A 20785-nucleotide genomic window follows, 5' to 3' on the forward strand; every position below is an offset into this window, starting at 1 on the left:
TATGATGCAATCGAATTGTTATCGCCGTATTTTTGTACTGGGTTCTGGTTTCAGCAAGTCCTTCTCGCCGCAGATGCCCACGCTCCGCGACTTGAACGAGCTTATCCCTTTTGGAATCCCGGACGAGTTTCCGCATTTTCGCGATTACTGCAAACGCTTTTTGACGCTCTGCAACGGCGATAGCGATTACTTGGGCATTGAACCTTTGGCGACATCGATTCTCTCGGCACAGATTTTCCCGGGCGAGCGCGAACGTCTTTACCATGCGTCGCTCCGCTTTGAACTGTTGCGCTTTATCGCAAGCGTCATCCGTCGCGATAACGATGTGCTTGACGAATCGGCCGCCGCGATTCTCAAACAGTTCCTCGTTTCGTGCGAAAACGATTCAGCATCGGGTTCCCGCGAGACGCTCTTGCTCTCGTTCAATTACGACACGCTTATTGAAACGGCGATTGCCAAGGACAAGGAACTTTGCGAACAAGTTTCTGTCGATTACGGCGTGAAAATCGACCCTGCCGACCGCTCGGCAAAACGCGGAAAGAAAACTCGGACGATTGACCTTGTCAAATTGCACGGTTCGCTCAACTGGTTCCCGGTCAAGGGCGCAAGTGATGAACTCGACTTGAAAAACGTTTGCGAAGTCGAACCGCAAGACCGCAGTTTCCCCATCTACTGCGAAGATACTCCCATCTTCATTCCGATGGCGCATGCCAAGGAATCGTTCTTGCGCGGGAGCCTTTTCAACTTGCTATGGTCCAAGGCCGATTACTATTTGAAAAATGCCGAAGAGATTTACTTTATCGGTTACGGTTTCCCGAAGACGGATATCAACAATCTGGAATTCCTGTTGCGCCACCGTGACCGCTTCAAGAAAGTCGTTGTATTTGAACACGATGGCCGTCATGACCTAGAGCGCTTGCAGAAACTGCTCGGCGAAGAACTCGTCGAATCCTGCGACGCGAAGGAATTTTTAGAGAAACTGAAGTAGGCCCTTTGTGCTTGCCGGGTTTATGGAAATTAAAATTCCGGCGCTTTGAAATGCCCGTAGAGTTCACGGCCGTCGAATACCCAGACGACGGCTTTTTTGCCTTCTAAAAAGCTCTTTTTGCCTTTGAACATTTGCGGGCCGATGTTACCGCCGCCGACTTTGCTGATGGAATACGTTTCGACGCTTGTCGCTGCCGCGATGTACGCGCCGATTTGTGCTCCGTAGGATTTGCCCTGGTCTACATTGCTATCGCCGATGACGATAATCGGTGCTTTTTTGGAGCCGCGATACTTGTAGCCGTCGGTGCCCAGGACTTTTTGCTCTTTTATTTTGTATTCAATTTCATCGCCGTGGAGCAAGTCGTAGAGGTTTCCGGTGCCATCGACAATGGTATCGTGCATCGGGTAGCGCTTGCGGTTCATGCCGTAGAGGAGCGGTGCGATGGAATCGGCTGCCATGTTGGCGAGCACGAGTCTCGCATGGCCAGTGCAGTGGCTTTCGTACGGTTCGAACATGGGCGTTTCGGTGCCCAGATTTTTGTGGAGTTCTTTGATCTTGTCGAGTGCGTCGATGACGGTGACGCTATGCATGCGGAGCTTCTCGACCCACTTCTTGTATTGCGGGAGCTTGATTCCTTTTTTCGCCTTGTCGGAATACAGCTCGGGTACAGCCAAGAGCTTGTCTGGAACGGGGACGACGATGAGCTTGATGTTGCGGGCTTCGAGCGAGTCCTTGAACGCGATGATCTGTGGCGTGTTGTCGTTCCAGCGTTTGGTGGCATTCAGCAGGCTTTCTTGTAAAAAGAGCCAGCCGTCCTTCCCTTCGACAACGCAAGTGACTTCTTCGGTGGTGCTGCCGCATTTCTTCATGTCGCGCACCATCTGCTTGTTGAGCTCGGAGGCGGCAAAAGCTTGCGCGGACCACAAAGTGCATAAAGCGAAAAGCGCCACGAGGGCGCCTTTCAATTGCTTTATCTGTCGCGTCGCGTTGAACATTACTTGATCAACGATTCGCCGGATTCCACGCTCTGGTAGATGAGGGTGTTGATGGTCATCGGACCGACGCCGCCCGGAACCGGAGTGTATGCGGATGCGACTTCTTCGAGACCCTTTTCGATATCGCCGACGCCACCCGGATGGTAACCGGCGTCCACGACGACTGCACCCGGCTTGATCCAGGACTTCTTGATGAATTCCGGCTTGCCGACAGCACCCACGAGGATGTCTGCCTGCTTCACAAATTCCGGGAGGTTTTCGGTCTTGCTGTGGCAAATGGTCACGGTGCAGTTGGCGTTGAGGAGCATCATGGCCATCGGCTTTCCGAGGATGGCGCTACGGCCAACGACTACGGCGTGCTTACCTGCGAGAGGAATGTTGTAAGCCTTGAGGAGACGCATGATGCCGGCCGGCGTTGCGCAACCGTAAGCTTTTTCGCCCATGGACATGCGGCCAAAGCCGAGGCAGGTCACGCCGTCTACGTCCTTGCGGGCGTCGATAGCTTCGAATGCGGCGCGTTCATCGATGTGGCGCGGAACCGGGTGCTGCAAGAGGATGCCGTGCACGTTCGGGTTTTCGTTGAGTTCCTGAATCTTGTTGAGGAGTTCTTCGGTCGTGGTGTTCTTGTCCATCACCACGCGGATGCTTTCCATGCCGACGCGGGCACAGGCGTTGCCCTTCATCTTGACGTAAGTGGCGCTAGCCGGATCGTCGCCCACGAGAATCGTTGCAAGAATCGGGGTCTTGCCGGTCTTTTCCTTGAGCTTTGCCACGCGGGCGCTGAGTTCTTCTTCAGTAGTCTTGGCAAGAGCCTTGCCATCGAGAATGAGTGCTGCCATAAAATCTCCGTTTTTTGCAAATTTAAAAAATTTGGATTCGCCGCTAAAGGGATCTTTTCTAAAAAAGGAGATGCCCGCTCGATGGCGGGCATGACAAATAGATGACGGGCATGACAAATAAAAAGACGCTTTAAAAAAAGCAAAGCCCGCTTGGGGCGGGCGTCTTGGAATGAAATGATGAGCTTTAATTAAAGGTTTTCGAGGATCGACGGGATGATGAGGCTTACGATTGCCCACGGATAGGAAAGGGCGCCCTTGAGCCAGCCCGTAGTCGAGTAAGCCGGTTCCGGCTTCTTAAAAAGTTGCACATTGCAGCTATTGGAAGTAGATTCCGAAATAGTCCTGACCAGAGAGTCTTTAACGCTACCGATGGATTCGTCGAACAGCTTTTTCTGTGCTGTTGCAGAATCGATATAACACTTAAAGCTTTTTTTCATTTTTTTACCTTTGAGTGTAAAAGTAGTAAAAAAATAAGTTCTTTTAAAGGGGACCTGTGTGTTTTTATTTACATTTACAAAAAAAATGTGGCAAAAAGCACATTTTTTGGCGTTTTTGTGTATAAAAAGGTATTTTAATGGAACTTAAATTAGGATTGGATCCGTTTTTTATGAAAGTTTTTCGTTATTTTCCGATAATTTTGGGAGTGGGAGCGCTTGTCGCCTGTGGTGGTAGTAAACCAGCACCAGTTGTTGATCCTGTTGCTACCCCGGTGAATGCGCCTGCGGTCAATGAACCTGTCGTTCCTGACTTGGTGCCTGTGCCCGAACCGAAACCGGCTGAAGAACAGAAGGTGTTTCTGGACAACGCTGTTGACCGTTACAGCTATGCGCTCGGTGTTGACTTTGGCAAGGCCGTTTCCAATATCAACGTGCCGGTAAAGCTCGAAGTCCTTATCGGTGCCATGCGAGATGTTATCGATTCTACCCGTGAAATCCTCATGACGGATTCGCAGTCCGAAGTGGCGCTTCAGGATTTGCTCAACCAGATGCAGATCCAGAAGGAGGTCGATGAAGCTGCTGCTGCCCGTAAGGCGCTTAGCGATCAGGCGGCGTTCCTTGCGAAAAACATCCAGGACCCGCGAGTGTGGGTCACAAAGAAGGGTGTGCAATATATAATGCTCAAGGAAGGTACAGGCGTTAAGCCCAAGGCAACCGACAAGGTCCAGGTCCATTACGTGGGTACGCTCCTCAACGGAACCGAATTTGACAATAGCGTCAAGCGCGGTGCCCCGATGGAATTCCCGGTGACTTCCGTGATTGAGGGCTGGCAGGATCTGCTCCTGGAAATGAAGGTCGGCGAAAAGGTGAAAGCCTGGATTCCGAGTTCGCTTGCCTATGGCGAGGCTGGCGCTCCGCCTTCAATTCCGCCCAATTCGCTCCTCGTGTTCGAGGTGGAGCTGTTGCAGGTTTTCCCGGCGAAGTAAAAATGCCGAATTTTTGTTCAAATGGCGAAGGATTTTCTGTCCTTCGCTTTTTCTGTTGCTACTTTTTAGCACATGAATAACGCAGCGTCCGATTTTTATTCTCAGCACTTTGAAGTGGCCGGGTTCATCCGGGAAGTGTTTGGCTACATGGATAGGTTCAAGGGCCAGCTTTTCGTCCTGAAGATTGACGATAGCCTGATGGACCATCCGATGTTCCCCGTGCTGATGCGCGATATCGCCCTTTTGCACAAGGCGGGCATTCGCATCATTATCGTGCCGGGAACGCGAAATAGCATCGACGCTCAGCTCAAGGCCTGGGACCTTGAGACGGAATTTCATAACGGCGTAAGACTCACGAACGAAGAGGCGCTCCCGCTTGTGGAGCAGGCGTCTTTGGGAGTGGCTCAGCGCATCATGAGCCACCTCACGGCAAGCGGCCTCAGCGGCATCCAGGGCAACTGGATTTTGGCGCGCAGCATGGGCGTGATTAACGGTGTCGATTACATGCGCACCGGCCGCATCGAGCGCATCCAGCGCGACCTCTTGGAACAGCTCATGAACGAGAAGTTCGTGCCGATTATCCCACCGATTGGCTGGAACAAGATTGGACGCGCCTACAATATTTCGAGTACGGAACTTGCTACTGAACTTTGCAAGTACCTTAAAGTCGGGAAGCTGTTCTTTATTGGAAGTGAAAGCGGCATCAAGCTCGAAGGTCTTGTGACAGGCAAGAATACGAAACACCTGGAACCGACGGACAACGGGCTTATTTCTGCAATGGATGTGGACCAGGCGAAGGAACTTCTGGAACTCAATTCCGATGTGCTCGACTTTGCGCAGATGGATTACTTGATGAACGCCATTCATGCATGCGAAGCTGGCGCGAACCGTGTGCATTTGTTGAGCGGTGAATTTCAGGGCAGTGTGCTGCAGGAAGTGTTCTCGGCCCGCGGTGACGGAACCATGGTGTATGCTAACCAGTACTCCAGCATTCGTCCGGCGACAATCGAAGACATCCCGGATATCCTCCGCATCATGCAGGACTACATTGCGAAGGGCTATCTCGTGCCGCGTACGCAGGATTCCATTTCTGAAAAGCTTGATGATTATGTTGTCTACAGCATTGACAATAGCATCCATGGCTGCGGTGCGCTCCACGCGTTCGAAGACGGCATGGCCGAAGTCGCTGGTATTGCTGTCGGTGCGAACTACCGCAAGTCGGGCATCGGCGAAGCGATTGTGCGTCACTTGATTTCTCTTGGACGCATGAAGGGTTACAAGAAGCTGTTCTTGCTTACGACACAGGCTCTCGATTGGTTCTACCAGCTCGGATTTGAAGACGGCACTGTCGAAGAGTTGCCAAAGAGCAAGCGCGAGCATTACAATCAAAAGCGCAAGTCGCGTATCTTGATGCTTCCGCTGGAAAAATAATCCGCGCGCATTTATAGACTGAGCGCGTCTTGCGCCATACATTTCATCCGGCCATTAGGCCGGATTGTCTTTTTTATATACTCTGTTCGAACTGTAGTTTGTATATTTAAAAAAAATGTAGGATAAAAATGTATTTAAAGAAAGTTTTTTTGTTAGCGCTATTTGCGGCGCTTAGTCTGGTGGCATGTTCCGATATCGAAGATGAAATCCTTTATCGTGAGGATGCGACGGGAGTCCGTTTTTCTCCTACAAAATTGCAGGGAACGATAGATTATTTACCGGCGATGGCTCCGAAATATGTGAAGGTCGTAAATGTCGATGAGCTGCTGAATCCTGTTGATTCCTTCGAGGTTTCGGTGGATTCCGGCAACTCGAAGAACCGTGCATTTGAAGTTGGCTCCCGTGACTATGAATACCCGATTGTAAAGATTGTACCTGTTTTTGAGCAGGACAATGGGACTGAAATGGAATTCCCTCAATATGTGCGGCTGGATAAACGTAATGATAACCTGAAATTAAATTTGTTTGAAGCTCTCGCTGCAGAGCGTACTGAAGAGCTGGTGCGTGAAAAAGATTGCAGTTTCGACAGCGCCCGGATTCAGGCTGTTGCAGAACTTATCATGGCGCTTGATATTATAAAAGAAAAAGAAGAAGCTTCCCGTTTAGCTTCGGACATGTCTGAGTATTATTCTTTAATGTTAATGAAAAAGTCATGGACATTTATTTATTGCCAGTACGAAATTTCGGACAGTCTGTTCTATAAAACGTTTGAGGAACTGCGCAAGGATTTTGCGAAAAAAGGCTCTGTAGATTCTTCATTTCTTGTCCATGCTGCGGATGTGTGGCTTTCGACTTTTAAAGTGGTGACAGATAAAAATGGCTATGTGAAATTCAAAAGCGTTTCGCGTGATTCGTCTGTTGGTGCAAATGGTTTTAATAGTGAATTTTTTGCGAGTGTATATGGAATCCAGTTTTTGTGGAATGAGAATTCGCCTGCAAAGATCGATAATAAGCTAAGCCAGTTTAATGGTCGCAAGTTTATTTACGATAAGTCCGAATCTCTTTGGCGATTGGCTATGCCGCTTGACGATTCGCTTGGCATATGCTATTCCCGGAAGGACTCGATCGTCGTACATGAAGGAAAGTATTACCGCTGTGCAAAAGGCTCGGTGGAATGGAAAGAAGAAACGGATCGTGATACCATATTGAAACAGACTTATGGAACTTGCGGTAGCGCAGCCATGAATATTGGCCGTGCCGGTTATGTGGGCGATTCCCTGTTCGTCTGTATCTGTGAAGATAAAAAATGTGCCTGGACGGATAAGTATGCAAAATCGGTGATTAAAAAAAATGATCCAATTTATCCCTCCTATGTTATTGCAAATGCTATACGCGAGTTTGGCTTGTGCGGGCAAAAACTGTATGGCGAGATAAAGAAGGTCAATGACGATTATGTATTGTGCTCTAAGAAGGACAACAAATGGGAAGTCGTGGATTCTTTGGATTATTACTTGGGCATGTGCTCTGAAGAGAATGCAAAGGGAGAACACCAAGGCGTGTATTACGCTTGTAAGGACTATGAAGAATATGGAGTGGTTGGCGGAAATTGGAGCGAAATTCCGGAACCCGCTTATTTGGACGAGGAATGCCATTCCATAGAAGTGGGTGCACTTTATGTCAAGAAATATGGCGACGATTATTTTGCATGTTATACAAGAACAAAGCTTGATAAAAATGGCTATAGCAAATCTGTGACTTTCTGGAACAAACTGGATAGCGCTGAGGCAATCCCTCCAGTGATCAATATGGATGTGTGCAATAGCGATCGTGAAAATTTAAAAGTGATTTATGATGGTGCATATTATGAATGCGATAATCGGGACTTATTCTATAGATGGTACCCGGTTGAAAATGATTCGCTGTTGCCTCCAGAAAGGGATGGGCATATCTGTACACCCGATCTGTATGGAACGGTAAAGAAATACGGGGACGCTTATTATGAGTGCGGCTATGTGAACCAGTGGAGAAAAATGCCTGCTGTTGAATCTGCATTGCTGTACTATCGCGATAGTTTGGGTAGCTGTGACACGATTTCGAAAAAGAGCCTTTACTGGAATGAAAAAAGTTCATCCTTTTTTGGATGCCTAAAAGGCAAAACGGGATATGACTGGACGCAGATTTATCTTGCACCCGGTTTAAATTATACGATGCCGAAGTCCTTTGAAAAAAGGAAGTTTGCTGGCGGCGTGGTGGACCGTGATTCCGCTTATACGGTGACTGTGGATGGCGTTGCTTACCGTTTCTCGATTTTCGAGAAGAACTGGCCGCTTTCCCATGTGGTCATTGCGGGTAAAGGTTATGATGCCTATTTCTACAATGAAAGACTTTTCTTGCATAGCGAACGAGGAACGGAGCAAGTCCAGATTGATTCCATAAAGAATAAGAGCGAAAGCTATGACGGCTTTTTTGCAAGCTGGAAATCCTGGGCAAAGAAATGCAGCGAGTGCTCTGATACGACCATAGATGTTGATACTTCTGTCTATGTGGCGCGCTATAATGAAGACGCTTTCATGGACTGGAAGCGAGCAAGTGCATTCTGCCCAGAGGGCTTCCACATTCCTTCTTCGGAAGAGTTTATGCAGGATGATTTTGTTGCGTATAAAACTTATGACATGACGATCCGTAACGATACCCCGGTCCTGTGGAATTATAAAATGAACAAGATCGGATGCAATCGCGACAATACCATTTTCTTTGATATTTTCTGGACGAGTTCCGAGAAGGATGAAAAAACTCAGCTGTGCTATGAAGCTGCGTGGCATATTTACAAAAATGAAAAGGACCGCCGCATTGTAGATTGCCCGAAGGATCTGTACCCGATGGTGCAAACGCTGTGTGTCCAGGATGATTGATTTTGTAATTTGTATTTGATGCTAAAGGAGAAAAAATGAAATTGAAGTATGTAGCTTTTATTTTTGCGATGTTGTGGCTTGTTGCGTGTTCTGGTGGACCTGATGAAATTGTCGCTCGATATAATAGCGATGGTCATAAGTTTTCTCCGACAATGTTGAAAGGGTCGGTAGAATATTTGCTTTATATAGAGCCAGAAAAAGTTATGGTGGTCCCTGTAGACTATCAGCTGAATGCGCTCGATTCATTTGAAGTGACTGAGCATCATATCAACTTGTGCTATTATAATTTTGGCGTTGCTTCCCGGGAATATGATGTTCCGTTTGTGAAAATCGTGGCTTTTTTCCCGACGTCGAATAACAAGCTGATGGAATTTTCGCAATACGTGCGCTTGTCTGGCTATAACGAAAATTTGAGGCTTGTCTTGCACGGAGCGCTTGTGGCAAGCCGCATAGAAACTCTGGTGCGGAAAGAAAACTACAGTATCGAAGACGCCGAGGATAAGGCGTATGAAGAATTGGGGACAACGCTCAATATCAATATGGCTAGCTATCGCGCCAACAATTTTTCAAATTACAAGGATGCCTATAGCCGGGAAATGGAAAGATGGAACGTGCTTGCTCCTTATGTTGTTTGCAGGCATGAAATTTCGGATAGCGTTTTTTACAGTGATTATCAGGAATTCCGCGATGAATTTGCTAAGAAGGGAACGATCGATTCGTCCATGATTGTTCGCGCTGCGGATGCGTGGCTTGCGACATTCGAACTGTCGTCTGGCGATAAGGAAAAATACCTTTTTGAAGGCGTTTCTAGAGATACGTCGGAAGGTCTGAGAGATTTGGATACGTTGTTTTTCCAGAACGCTTATGGATTGAAATGTTCCTGGTCAAGAGATTCGACGGTGAAAATTGAAAAGAAGTCCAGCGCGTTTTATGGACGGTCTCTAGTGAGTGATAAACTTTATAATCCTTCAAATAGCTATCTCTATCACAAATGGCGCATACAGACGCCTCTTGAAGATTCTATTGGGGCGTGTGTTCACGGTGAAACAAAAATTGCAGAGTATCAAGGCACCTACTATGTTTGCAGGAATAGTGCACATCAATGGGAAGAGGAATCGAATATAGATACCTTGATGATGTTTAAGTATGGCGTTTGCTCCGAACGCTATGGCATGGAAGGAAAGTCGGCTTATATAAAGGATACTTCTTTTGTATGCTACTGCGAGGATAAAGACAAGTGCGAATGGAAAGTTGTCGAAGCCCTTTCGCTTGGTGATTCTGCCTATGCGAAGAATCTGGACTTGCTGGCGACGGAACGCTTTGGCAAATGCAAAGAGGTGCTCCATTTCGGCGGCGCTGTGAAACAGTTAGATAGCTTGTATGTACAATGCTCTAATTACAAGTGGGTCAAGATAGATTCTTTGGCGTTCCATATGGGCGTTTGCCCTGGTGGTAACTTTGGCAAGATTGGTATGATGCCGGAAGGGAACTATTACAAATGTGGCTATGATGGCTGGTCCTATATTACCATTCCAGAAGCGAAGGGCGAGCTGTGTGACTGGAAGTCGGATTCGACGTATAAGAAATATGACGGCCGATATTTTTATTGCGCTGACGGGAAATGGAGCGAAGTTTCTGAGGATGAAGTTATTAAGCCTGTGCTGGAAGGCTATGTCTGTGATGAAAATCGTGCGTCAGAAATAAAGAAGTATGGAGAGGAATACTTTACTTGCCGTGTTGGAACGTCCGATATCCAGTCTTCGAATCACTGGAGTGCATCGACAATTCAGGAAAGGGAACTTTATCGCTACAAAGAGAATTATTCGAATCTCTGCATTGTTGATCGTGTCGGGATGTTTGTTCTGTGGAGCGATTCCGCCCAGTCTATGTATGGTTGCGTGTATGATGAAAATAAGACTTATGAATGGGCTAGAATCGTTGCGTCATCGAAGGATTCCGTGAAGCTGCAAACCATGGATTCTATCGGGCAGAAGCCGTTTTCCAAGGGAAGGTTCATCGACAATAATACTTACGAAGTTGAAGTTGATAATGTCCTGTACGGATTTAAGGAATTCTTGTGGAATCGCAAGAAAAAAAGCGGCTGGGATGATTATATTATAATGAATGTGAGCTATACGAAAAAGGTAGAGAAAAAAGAGGACTAAAATGAATACACTTGAAGCTATCAAGACCCGTCGCAGTACACGCAAGTTCAAGGCGCAGCCTGTTGAAATCGAAAAGTTGAATGCCATCGCCGAAGCAGGGCAATTTGGCCCTACGGGCGGTAACGCACAAGGTAATCACTTTTTCGTGATTTCGGATGCGGCGGTGATTGCGAAGCTCAAGGAACTTGTGCAGTCCGCTTTTGCCGCGATGGAACTCCGCGACGACCTTTATAAGAGCCTCAAGAATTCTATCACGCTTTCGCGCAAAGGCAATTATTCTTTCTGCTACACGGCGCCTGTGCTTATCGTGGTTGCAAACAAGAAGGAATATGGCAACAACATGGCCGATGTCGCCTGCGCTGTCGAGAACATGATGCTTGCCGCAAATGAACTCGACCTTGGCAGTTGCTACATCAATCAGCTCAAGTGGCTGAACGAAGACCCGACACTTCTCTCATACTTGCGCAGCCTTGGCCTTAAGGAAGACGAGCGCGTGTACGCTTCTGTCGCGATTGGCTACGCTGACACCGAAAGCGGGCTTCCGAACCGCACGGAAACGCCGCGCACAGGCAACGAAGTCGTGTTTGTGTAGCGGCTTTGCCGCAGTTACTAGAGATTTTCAATTTAACTTTTTTCTATCTTTACCCCGTCTCGGTGATTCTTGTGCATTCTGTACATCGGAGGATACCGAGCATCCGACCTCATACCTCACAGCTTGCGGGTTCATTATGGATTTTAAGAAAATGGAAGACGGCTTCCGGATGATTCTGGAAGGCATGGGCGAAGACCCGAACCGTGAAGGCCTTATCGATACGCCGAAGCGCGTTGCTAAGATGTACGCCGAACTCATGACTAGCCTTACGGGCGAAATGAAGGCCGAGGACATCCTCAAGACGCGTTTCCACGAGAAGTACGATGAAATGATCATCGTGCCGGACATCCAGTTTGCAAGCATGTGCGAACACCACTTCTTGCCATTCACGGGCAAGGCTCACGTGGCCTACATCCCGGGCGATTGCGTGGTCGGTCTCTCGAAAATTCCGCGCGTGGTGGAATATTACGCCCGCATGCCGCAGATCCAGGAACGCATGACGCGCCAGATTGCCGAACTCATCCAGAAAGTGCTCCAGCCGAAGGGCGTTGCCGTGGTTCTCGAAGCCTCGCACATGTGCATGACGATGCGCGGCGTGAAAAAGCCGGGTGCCATGATGGTCACGACGCAGCTCCTCGGACGCTTCAAGACGGACGAAAAGACCCGCGCCGAGTTCATGTCCCGCATCTACGCCCCGCGCTAGTTGTCATTCCACTTCGTGGCTTGACGGCTGCGGTTGTCCAATACGAACGCAAGCGTTCGTGCTGTCTAACCTTGCACGTCATTCCCCTAACGGGGAATCTCCTTTTTAGCCTTTGGACTTTTTGTCAACGAAACGTGCCCTGTGACTATGATCACGGGGCTTTTTTGTGGGTATTTTATTGAAGGATGGGATTAAGGTCTTGGTAAAAAAGGAGTGCATAAAATGAAATCAAGGATTTTTAGGGGCGCAGTTTTGGCAAGTGCCATTGCCTTTATCAACTGCGGGGATGATCCTGTAACTTCTCCGTTTCCACCTACGGGCGATATTTCTTCATCCAGCATAGAAGTGCCGGCTGAAAGTTCCAGTTCTGAAGGGGCGCCTGCCGAAAGCTCTTCTAGCGAGATTGCGCCGGCCTCGAGTTCCGATGCGGCCCCGGCTAGTTCCGAAACTGCGCCAAGCAGCTCTTCTGACATACAGCCAAGCTCAAGTGACGTGGCTTCAAGTTCTTCCGCTGTGCAGTTGAGTTCCAGCTCCGAGAATGCTCCAGAATCTAGCTCTGCGAAGGTGGAAAGTTCTAGCTCCGAAAAGAAGGTGGAATCCAGCTCCAGTGCCGAAGCCCCGAAGGGCATCTTCCTCGCGAGTGGCAAGGAAGAAGAAAAGGATCAATTGAAGGTCGTTTACAAGACGAATACGGGTTGGGATAACAAGGGCATTTTGGCTTACCCGGAACAGCTTTCTAGCGATCAGAAGCACGGCGTTGTCGTGTGGGGTCCGGGCGGCGGCACGGAACCGGGCGCATACGAAGGCATGATCCGCAGGCTCGCTTCGCACGGTTTTGTCGTGATTGCGTTGAGCGTTTCTCCGGGCGATGCAACGCAGGCAACCAAGGCAATTGACTGGCTTGAAAACAAGAACAAGGATTCCAACGACCCGTTCTACCAGAAGCTTGAATTGACGAAGGTCGGATGCTCCGGGCATTCGATGGGCGGCCTGGAATCGGAGCAGGCGGCCATCAAGGACAAGCGCGTGTTCACCGCATTCCTCAACAACAGCGGCGACAAGAATGGCGGTGTCATCAAGAATTTCCCGAAAGAAAAGACGGCTGCAGTGCTTTATGGTGAAGTTGGCATGGAAAAGCCGAACGCTATCAAGGATTACGAAACGGCAAAGGATATCAAGTCTTGCCTTATTGAAATGACGGGCGGCCCGAAGAACAATTCCGAAGGCGGTTACGGCCACGGTTCCGGATCTTGGGATGGCATGGCGGCAACGATTGCGTGGATGCGCTGGCAGCTCGGTGGCGAAACGGAACGCAAGGCGGATTTTGTGGGCACGAGCGGCAAGTATATCGATGGAAATATCATCGGCAAGCAGGGCAAATGGAAAACCCAATGTAAGAATTTCTAATCCATTCAAAATCATTTCCACACTCCAACAACCAAGCGTCTCGGTCATTTCGATCGAGACGTTTTCTTTATAGTGTCATGCCTGCGGGCATCTCCTTACACGTCTTGAATTGCCGATGCCTTTTCTTATAGATTGAGATTTTGCACTTTGGATTTTTTATCCACGAGACTTTATTCGAAACGTGGGAAATCCGCAAAATTATAAGGTAGCTTATATACAGGTTATGGTAAAAATAGGAGAACAAAATGAAATCTAAACTCTTAAAAACGGTGGTGTTGGCCAGTTCATTGGTCTTCCTGAATTGCGGTGATGACGCAGCATTGCCGTCGATTCCGAATTATGGAATCCTTTCGTCTAGCTCAGCTGAAGCTCTGCCGGGCGATAGTTCTGACTCTCAGGGTGCCACCGGTACAGAAATTTCTAGCTCTGCAGTTCAGCAGGGTGGTGACGAAATTGTTCCGGGTTCCAGTGCGGATGTTGGACCGCAGGTGCAGTCTAGCAGTGCTGTCGTTCCGGGCGCAGAATCTTCCGCAGATGTTGCCACAAGCTCCAGTTCTGTTGCGGCCCCTGTTTCAAGCTCTGCAACTGCTCCGGCCTCTAGTTCCGATGTCGCTCCCGTTTCCAGTTCCGCAAAGGTTGAAAGCTCTAGCTCCGAAAAGAAGGTCGAATCTAGTTCGAGCGAAGCTCCGAAGCCGAAGGGCGTTTTCCTCGCCGAAGGCACGGACGAAACGAAGGATCAGCTGAAGGTCAAGTACATTGAACGCACCGGCCACGATGGCGGTGGAATCCTTGCTTATCCGGAACAGCTTTCGAACGATCAGAAGCACGCTGTTGTCGTGTGGGGCCCGGGTGGCGGCACGGAACCGGGTGCATACGGTGGAATTATCCGTCGCTTGGCTTCTCACGGTTTTGTCGTGATTGCGCTCCGCGAATCTCCGGGTAACGCTACTCAGGCGATTCCGGCCCTCAACTGGCTCGATAAAAAGAACAAGGATCCGAATGATCCGTTGTACCAGAAGCTTGACTTGACGAAGGTCGGTTGCTCCGGTCACTCGATGGGCGGCCTCGAATCTGAACAGGCCCTCATCAAGGACGATCGCGTGATTACCGCTATGCTCAACAACAGCGGCGACCTCGGACATACGGCGATGTCTCAGGTTTCAACAAGCAAGACTATCGGTATCGTTTATGGCGAAGGTGGCATGGAACGCCCGAACGCCGAAGCGGACTATAACAACCAGGGCGTCAAGGCTCCGGCATGCCTTATCAAGATGACTGGCGGCCAGGGTAATGAATGCCAGCAGGGCGAATGCGGCTGGGGCCATGGTTCCGGCCCGTGGGGCGGCATGGCTGCAACGGTTGCCTGGATGCGTTGGCACCTCGGTGGCGAAGACAACCGCAAGGCTGATTTCGTCGGTACGAGTGGCAAGTATATCAACGGTGAAATTGTCGGTGAACGTGGCCATTGGAAGGGCCAGTGCAAGAACTTCTAATCACTTAAACACTCCAAACACCAAGCGCCTCGATCCGTGCGGTCGAGGTGTTTTTTTTATAATTATTCACGAAAACAGTTTGCGGACATTCACCGAACCCCTGTCCACTAAACACTGTTTGCTGTACTATGAACGCTGCTATTCTTACTAATGAATTCCCGCCAGAAATCTATGGCGGTGCAGGTATCCACGTTAAGTTCTTGAGCCAGGAACTTTCCAAGCTCTGCCACATCGAAGCACGTTGCTTTGGCCCTCAGAACGATGATGCAGACAATATCCGAGCCATTGGTTTTAGCCAGAAGCTTGATCATAATCCGGCAGACGAACGCTTCAAGAAAATCTTGAAGCCGCTCGATATTAATTTGCAGTGGATGTCCTCGCTCAAGGATATCGATGTGATTCATTGCCATACGTGGTACAGCCATTTCGGTGGCGTGGTGGCAAGCCGCCTTTTGCAGTGCCCGCTGATCCTTACGACGCATTCGCTTGAACCGCACCGTCCGTGGAAGGCCGAACAGCTCGGTGACGGCGGCTATAACATGAGCTGCTGGATTGAACGCACCGCTTACGAAGCCGCTGACGGCGTGATTGCCGTGAGCGAAGGCATGAAGCGCGATGTGATGAAGTTGTACGGAGTGCCGGAAGACCGCGTGAAGGTTATCTACAACGGTATCGATCCGGACTTTTACAAGCCGACATTCGATGAAGAAATCTTGAAGAAGTGGGGCGTGGATCCGAAGCGTCCGTTCGTGCTTTTTGTGGGCCGCATTACGCGCCAGAAGGGCATCAGCCAGCTTATTCAGGCTATTCCGCAGATTGACAAGAATGCCCAGGTGGTGCTTTGCGCTGGTGCGCCGGACACGCAGGAACTTGCTGACGAATGCAAGCGTTTGATTGAAGAAGTTCAGAAGACGCGCGATGGTGTCGTGTGGATTCAGGATGCTGTGCCGCATACGGAACTTCGTGTGCTCTACAGCCATGCAACCGTGTTTGCAACGCCGTCGCTCTACGAACCGTTCGGCATCATCAATCTCGAAGCCATGAGCTGCGGAACGCCAGTTGTGGGTAGCGCTGTTGGTGGCATCCCGGAAATCATCGTCGATGGCGAAACGGGTTACCTCGTGCCGCTCAAGGCCGTGTCCGAGACGAACTTTGAACCGGCTGACCCGAAGGCTTTTCAGACGGACTTTGCGAACAAGCTTAACAAGATTCTCGAAAATCCGGAACTTGCAAAGAAGATGGGCGAAGTCAGCCGCAAGCGCGCTATTGACGTGTTCAGCTGGAAGACGATTGCCAAGCAGACTTTCGACTTCTATCAGGAATGCATCGAACGCTACAAGCGCGAAGGCAAGAGATAGCGCCTTCTGGAAAAGCGAAAAAAAAAGGTGGCCCACAAGCCACCTTTTCTTGTATAATCATCGTAGGTGCTTACAAAAAAAATACTTATTTTGTAAAAAAAAACTAAACAAACAAGCGATTTTGAATAAATTTTAAACACTACAGTTTTGTGCTTTTTGCTTTTTATTTGTTTTGTTGTTTATTTTAGTTATTTTGTCATATATTTATAATGAGCTTGTTGAAAATTTCAACGCTTGTATTATAAATAAAATGGGTTGAGTGTGATGAAGATAAAAAGCATAGTGCTTGCTTTATTTATGGTGAGCCAAATTTTTGCCATCTCTGTAGATTTTTACGATGAGCAGCAGAATAATCCTGATATAACGGGTGTTCGAATACGAATAAACAATGATTCTGGGTCGCCTATCAATAACGCTAAATTGCGTTATTATTTCCATAGGACAGAAGCACCGTATGTTGTTGAAGAATATTATTTATCCAATGCGACTGTATCTTCGTCAAACATAAATGATAATCTTGCATATTTTGAACTGAGTATCCCATCAATACCGGTTGGCTATTATCCTGATATGGCCGGATTTAGTCTTGCGTTGCGTAAAGATCCCATTCGGGGTAAAACTCAGGATTATAGCTATCAGAGTTCTTCATCGTTTGTGAAAAATACGAAGATCATTTTGCTTTCGGGAGATGATGTTATTTTTGGCGAAATGCCGAATGTACAAGAAAAGCCTGGATCTATGAATGTTAAAATTTCTGGACTTAAGTTTTCTGAACATTCTTGGCTGGAACTAAAGAATGTCGGCAAGTCTACGGCTGCACTGTCCGATCTTAAGCTTGTTGGCTCTAGCGAATCTGAATTTTCTCTTGGAAATGATTCTCTCGCTGCAGGTGACGTTATTCGAATTTGTCAGAGCCAAGCTGCTTGTGGCGAATCTTCAAAAACATTGGTCTTGCCTGATTTTGACTGGAATGATGTTGGTGAGGCGATGTTGAAAAAAGATTCATCTATGGTATCGTATGTTGCGTGGGGCCAGGCAGGAACTCACTCCGCTGCCGCAATTGGAGCGGGATTGTGGAAAGACTCTCAGGATTTTTTCCCTGCTGAAGAGCGTGTCCGACTGCATAACGCTGATTATACTAAAAATACGTACTTCCGCCTTAATCCCCAAAAATCAGGTGTAGAAACGAACGACTGGTTTAGTTTCACGAGTAACGACGATCCGGCGAAAGTTGTTTCTACTCCATTGCCAATCATGACATTTCCAAACGAACATGTTGTTAAGCAGATTCCTGGTGAAAACAAAGTGCTTTTCAGTTGGCTCCCTGTAAATGGGGTAGAAACGTACAGAGTTATTGTACGTGATCAAAATGGTAGTGATGTATATAACCAAACAACGTCGAAAACTTCTGTTGTGCTACCTCTTAATCAGGGGAATTATTCTTGGACCGTGATTGGAGATGAAGAGTTTACGATGGTGTCAAAGGATGGGGATGGTACTGAATACCCTAATATGTACAATGTTCAGGTTGTTATGGCGGATATAGATACGCGTATTTACAAACAGCTTAAAATAGAAAGAATTAAGGCCCGTCGGGATACAAGAATGCTGAACCTTGGATACTTGGGTGAAATAGGTAAGTATTCATGGGATAGGCCAAATGTCGATGCGGATAGATTAGAATATCATGAAGAAAATAGGTGCTGGGCAGTCGCTATACAAGTCATGAATCATTTTTATGGCGGAAACTTGACTCAGGATGAAATTGTTTATAAGGGAAAAATCCTTGATTACGATTCTCATGTAGCTCCGTTTTTTAATTCAGGTGGGGATATGGATTATAAAACATTAGATCCATTAACGGGCGACCCCACTGGTGGTTCTGTTGAAGCTATGAAATGGGCATTGAAGGTGGAAAAGTTGAATTATACTAAAGGAGCACCTTCTTATGAAACCGTTAAGAATGCAATAGACCATAATAAACTTGTTTTTGTAAGTATACCGAAGCATGTCATGGTTATTTATGGTTACGTAGGGGCGGCTGATAATTATGCGTTTTATTATGCGTTTGTAGATAATGAAGGCAATATTCCCACAGAACTATATTCTCGTGATATTAAGTTTTATTTGATTCCTGATGTTACGTATGGCAATGTACAGATGTCTGATGAGCTAGTCCATAGGGATTTTGATGGTGATGGAATTACGGATTTTGAAGAAGTAAACAGATTCCATACGAATCCAAATTTGGTGGATTCAGATAATGACGGTATAGAAGATAAACGTGAAATTTATGAATATACGGTATTTGCGCGGCCGCTGGATAACCTGAAATGCGGTGTAACGCATGGGTATGGTGATTATGCTATAATTGATGGAGTCAAGATGTTCAATCCTATTGCTCGAGCATTTTATGGACTTAATGATACTGGTGATAAAGACTGCGATGGAAAATATGCAGAAATTGACCCGGATAACGACGGAGATGGCTATGTTGACGGCCTTGTGGATTATCATAATAGATTTGTGAGTACGCCTGCGATTGAAAATATGGATATTCCTGGAGACTATGCTATTTTCGGGCGTGAATATGTGAAAATTAATGATAATGTCAGATGCTATAACACTCAAACAGAAAGTAATTCCTATTGCAATATAGCTTCTGCCGATGAAGATGTTTTTTCGTATGGGGTTTCATATACGCCGCTTAGTATCGGGGCTAGGGCACATGTTGGTAATGTTGATTTTGTGAGTAACCCCATTACTGTGGCTTATCCTAATAAACGAGAAAAGTCTATTGCCCGTAGTTCTGCGGTAGTCCATGGAGATCTCAATGCGTTCGCTTTTTCTATATCTCATGATGATATGTTGAAATATGATGGTGATCTTGAAAAGATTTTGAAAACTCATGATATTTCTGAGTGTTTTTCACGACAGAATGGATCCTTGATACAAGGAAATGTTAATCTTCATTTTTTTAGGCAATGGCCTTATGGTCTTATTTTCGCCTATTCTATAGATATGCCTGAAATCCCAAAATCTAAAAACAAGATTGTTCAAAATGGAGAAATCTACCATTTGAAGGATAGAGAGCTTTTAAATTCGTTGATCGTTCAGGCTGGAGGAACATTGATAATTGAACCGGGCAGGATGTTTGTCGAATCTCTTCTACAGATAGATGCGGGTGCGACGATTCGTTTTGCAGAACCGGGTAGGGAGACCGTTCTCCATACAAATGGAAAAATTATTTGGAATACTTATAACAGTGAGCCTGTAAGCAATACCCAATATTGGGTCAGTGTCGCTAAGGGATTTAAGCTTGTACATCATTCGTCACAACGGTTCTTTTTGGATGGCATGTGGGCTGGCACGATTTATGCACCTATCGCATCTGTTACGATGGGACAGGTCTCAAAGGCTATTTATGGTCGTGTTCTGGCTCGCAATGTCGTTGTACACCAGTTTGCAAAGTTCTACCGAGTCGATTTTGCCCCGAAAGACGCAATGCAGGTGGCGTATGGGAGGCGTGGCTCGCTTGTTCCTGACTTGTTTTAAACGTAGACTTGAATGTGTATGTTTGTGAATAATTTGAATTTTCAGATTGTTGCATGTTGATTTGTGATAAATTTTAGAGTATATTCATTATGAATGAGGAGGCGTGATATGAACAAGAAACTTTGTATGGCCTTAGGTGCGTTTGCGCTTGTGATGCTTGCGTGTTCAAGCGAAAACGGTAGCATTACGGAACCATTCGACGACCCTGGCGCAGGGACTGCAAAAAATAATTCGTCAAGCAGTCTGGAAATAGACGTGTCGAGTTCTTCGTTAAATGCACAGAGCAGCTCTTCTGAAATGGAATCAAGTTCATCTGTGGTGGAGTCTAGTTCTTCTTCATCTCATTTGAGTCTATGCAAGGTAAGCGGCCATTGGAGGGAGCGGGGTTGCCTTTCCATCCCTTCCCATGGCGAGGGCGATTTGTGGTCGAGGCGAGATCGTAAAGTAAGAACAAATGTTTATTTAGACGATTCCTCTAAATTTGGAGACCGGGCTGGGGAATTTTTCTTTGAAACCGATTCCTTGGAAGGCGGGGAATCATTTATTAAATGGATTGATGGAGATTTTGTTGTTCCTGAGTTTGAAGGAATGTTGGAGGCTGATGTGCGATTTGCAAAAGGGAGCCTTACATACGATCCTTTTGTTAAAATAGGTTTTTTTGTGGCGGGCTTTGATTCTAGTGGCGCTGCGCTATCGGCCGATGTGACCAATTGGAATGGTTTATGCGTTCTTTATACAGGATCCATTGGAACGACTTTGCAACTGGATCTTGGGGAATCGCTCAATCGGAAACTTGGAAACGCCTTGCCATCGGTAAAGGTGGTGCATTCAAAAGAGCCACAATGTTTTGATTGGAGCCAGTTTAAACAGCCTGAAACGGATACCGAACACGAAACTATTTCTGGCGAAGAAGCTGCAAAACAT

General features: G+C 47.3%; 14 protein-coding genes and 1 pseudogene. 12 read left to right on the forward strand and 3 right to left on the reverse strand.

The features are described from left to right. The first annotated feature begins 1 nt into the window (after position 1). On the forward strand, positions 2–988 hold the full coding sequence (locus ACJMM9_RS10805) for an SIR2 family protein (RefSeq protein WP_173468119.1): 987 nt from the start codon (positions 2–4) through the stop codon (positions 986–988). A gap of 29 nt (positions 989–1017) precedes the next feature. Here the strand turns inward: ACJMM9_RS10805 and ACJMM9_RS10810 are convergent, their stop codons facing one another. The 3 genes from ACJMM9_RS10810 to ACJMM9_RS10820 all read right to left on the reverse strand — a co-directional run bounded on the left by ACJMM9_RS10810 (position 1018) and on the right by ACJMM9_RS10820 (position 3259). Beyond that, on the reverse strand, positions 1018–1983 hold the full coding sequence (locus ACJMM9_RS10810; protein ID WP_405326677.1) for a hypothetical protein: 966 nt from the start codon (positions 1981–1983) through the stop codon (positions 1018–1020). Beyond that, positions 1983–2822: a bifunctional methylenetetrahydrofolate dehydrogenase/methenyltetrahydrofolate cyclohydrolase FolD gene (folD, locus tag ACJMM9_RS10815; protein WP_088641522.1), complete on the reverse strand. Its 840-nt coding sequence runs from the start codon at positions 2820–2822 to the stop codon at positions 1983–1985. Before folD ends, ACJMM9_RS10810 begins: the two co-directional genes overlap by 1 nt. A 188-nt stretch (positions 2823–3010) precedes the next feature. Then, positions 3011–3259 (reverse strand): hypothetical protein, encoded by a 249-nt coding sequence (locus ACJMM9_RS10820; RefSeq protein ID WP_405326682.1) that lies wholly within the window; start codon positions 3257–3259, stop codon positions 3011–3013. Positions 3260–3429: 170 nt separating this feature from the next. On the opposite strand from ACJMM9_RS10820, the gene ACJMM9_RS10825 reads away from it, so the two are divergent. The 11 genes and pseudogenes from ACJMM9_RS10825 to ACJMM9_RS10875 form a co-directional block, all read left to right on the forward strand. Continuing rightward, positions 3430–4245: an FKBP-type peptidyl-prolyl cis-trans isomerase gene (locus ACJMM9_RS10825; RefSeq protein ID WP_173354705.1), complete on the forward strand. Its 816-nt coding sequence runs from the start codon at positions 3430–3432 to the stop codon at positions 4243–4245. 72 nt (positions 4246–4317) lie between these two features. Next, a complete protein-coding gene (argA, locus tag ACJMM9_RS10830) occupies positions 4318–5676 on the forward strand; it encodes an amino-acid N-acetyltransferase (protein ID WP_173354706.1) in 1359 nt (452 codons plus the stop codon). A 179-nt stretch (positions 5677–5855) separates the two neighbouring features. Further along, positions 5856–8588: a hypothetical protein gene (locus ACJMM9_RS10835; protein ID WP_405326685.1), complete on the forward strand. Its 2733-nt coding sequence runs from the start codon at positions 5856–5858 to the stop codon at positions 8586–8588. 35 nt (positions 8589–8623) lie between these two features. Continuing rightward, positions 8624–10753: a hypothetical protein gene (locus tag ACJMM9_RS10840; RefSeq protein WP_405326688.1), complete on the forward strand. Its 2130-nt coding sequence runs from the start codon at positions 8624–8626 to the stop codon at positions 10751–10753. Between the two features lies 1 nt (position 10754). Further along, complete coding sequence (locus ACJMM9_RS10845; RefSeq protein ID WP_405326691.1) at positions 10755–11345, forward strand: nitroreductase; 591 nt, start codon at positions 10755–10757, stop codon at positions 11343–11345. 136 nt (positions 11346–11481) lie between these two features. Further along, positions 11482–12048: a GTP cyclohydrolase I FolE gene (folE, locus tag ACJMM9_RS10850; protein WP_073425275.1), complete on the forward strand. Its 567-nt coding sequence runs from the start codon at positions 11482–11484 to the stop codon at positions 12046–12048. Between the two features lie 222 nt (positions 12049–12270). Then, entirely contained in the window at positions 12271–13455 is a 1185-nt protein-coding gene (locus ACJMM9_RS10855) for an alpha/beta hydrolase (RefSeq protein ID WP_405326694.1), read from the forward strand. Between the two features lie 245 nt (positions 13456–13700). Further along, the gene (locus tag ACJMM9_RS10860) at positions 13701–14948 is read left to right on the forward strand and encodes an alpha/beta hydrolase (protein ID WP_405326697.1); all 1248 of its coding nucleotides are present in this window, start codon (positions 13701–13703) and stop codon (positions 14946–14948) included. Positions 14949–15076: 128 nt separating this feature from the next. Beyond that, the gene (gene glgA / locus ACJMM9_RS10865) at positions 15077–16306 is read left to right on the forward strand and encodes a glycogen synthase (RefSeq protein WP_405326699.1); all 1230 of its coding nucleotides are present in this window, start codon (positions 15077–15079) and stop codon (positions 16304–16306) included. 261 nt (positions 16307–16567) lie between these two features. Continuing rightward, positions 16568–19861: a hypothetical protein gene (locus ACJMM9_RS10870; RefSeq protein WP_405326701.1), complete on the forward strand. Its 3294-nt coding sequence runs from the start codon at positions 16568–16570 to the stop codon at positions 19859–19861. 108 nt (positions 19862–19969) lie between these two features. Then, positions 19970–20785, forward strand: a pseudogene (locus tag ACJMM9_RS10875) (hypothetical protein); the annotation flags it as partial.

The organism is Fibrobacter sp. (assembly GCF_045112255.1).
Lineage (GTDB): Bacteria > Fibrobacterota > Fibrobacteria > Fibrobacterales > Fibrobacteraceae > Fibrobacter.

What these genes read in the sequence shown, in the direction of transcription:
- ACJMM9_RS10805 (WP_173468119.1), top strand. Translation starts at nt 2, where the DNA reads ATGATGCAATCGAATTGTTATCGCCGTATTTTTGTACTGGGTTCTGGT.
- ACJMM9_RS10825 (WP_173354705.1), top strand. Translation starts at nt 3,430, where the DNA reads ATGAAAGTTTTTCGTTATTTTCCGATAATTTTGGGAGTGGGAGCGCTT.
- glgA (WP_405326699.1), top strand. Translation starts at nt 15,077, where the DNA reads ATGAACGCTGCTATTCTTACTAATGAATTCCCGCCAGAAATCTATGGC.
- folE (WP_073425275.1), top strand. Translation starts at nt 11,482, where the DNA reads ATGGATTTTAAGAAAATGGAAGACGGCTTCCGGATGATTCTGGAAGGC.
- ACJMM9_RS10810 (WP_405326677.1), bottom strand. Translation starts at nt 1,983, where the DNA reads ATGTTCAACGCGACGCGACAGATAAAGCAATTGAAAGGCGCCCTCGTG.
- argA (WP_173354706.1), top strand. Translation starts at nt 4,318, where the DNA reads ATGAATAACGCAGCGTCCGATTTTTATTCTCAGCACTTTGAAGTGGCC.
- ACJMM9_RS10845 (WP_405326691.1), top strand. Translation starts at nt 10,755, where the DNA reads ATGAATACACTTGAAGCTATCAAGACCCGTCGCAGTACACGCAAGTTC.
- folD (WP_088641522.1), bottom strand. Translation starts at nt 2,822, where the DNA reads ATGGCAGCACTCATTCTCGATGGCAAGGCTCTTGCCAAGACTACTGAA.
- ACJMM9_RS10820 (WP_405326682.1), bottom strand. Translation starts at nt 3,259, where the DNA reads ATGAAAAAAAGCTTTAAGTGTTATATCGATTCTGCAACAGCACAGAAA.
- ACJMM9_RS10855 (WP_405326694.1), top strand. Translation starts at nt 12,271, where the DNA reads ATGAAATCAAGGATTTTTAGGGGCGCAGTTTTGGCAAGTGCCATTGCC.
- ACJMM9_RS10860 (WP_405326697.1), top strand. Translation starts at nt 13,701, where the DNA reads ATGAAATCTAAACTCTTAAAAACGGTGGTGTTGGCCAGTTCATTGGTC.
- ACJMM9_RS10840 (WP_405326688.1), top strand. Translation starts at nt 8,624, where the DNA reads ATGAAATTGAAGTATGTAGCTTTTATTTTTGCGATGTTGTGGCTTGTT.